General features: G+C 40.7%; 1 protein-coding gene. It reads left to right on the forward strand.

Annotated elements, in window-relative coordinates:
* Positions 1–11: 11 nt before the first annotated feature.
* The coding region (locus I6E15_RS10085; protein WP_235247639.1) for a GTP-binding protein at positions 12–369 on the forward strand (358 nt) is incomplete at its 3' end.

Genomic DNA, 369 nt, shown 5'->3' on the forward strand with positions numbered 1-369 from the left:
AGGAGGAAAAAATGGCAAAAGAAAAATTTGACAGAAGCAAACCCCATGTAAACATTGGTACAATAGGACACGTTGACCACGGAAAAACAACTACAACAGCAGCAATATCTAAAGTATTATCAGACAGAGGACTAGCTGAAAAAGTAGACTTCGACAAAATCGACGTTGCACCAGAAGAAAGAGAAAGAGGAATAACAATCAACACAGCTCACATTGAGTATACAACAGAAAAAAGACACTATGCTCACGTTGACTGTCCAGGACATGCTGACTACGTTAAAAACATGATCACAGGAGCAGCTCAAATGGACGGAGCAATCCTAGTTGTATCAGCAGCTGATGGACCAATGCCTCAAACAAGAGAACACA

This window comes from Fusobacterium perfoetens (assembly GCF_021531475.1).
GTDB lineage: Bacteria > Fusobacteriota > Fusobacteriia > Fusobacteriales > Fusobacteriaceae > Fusobacterium_B.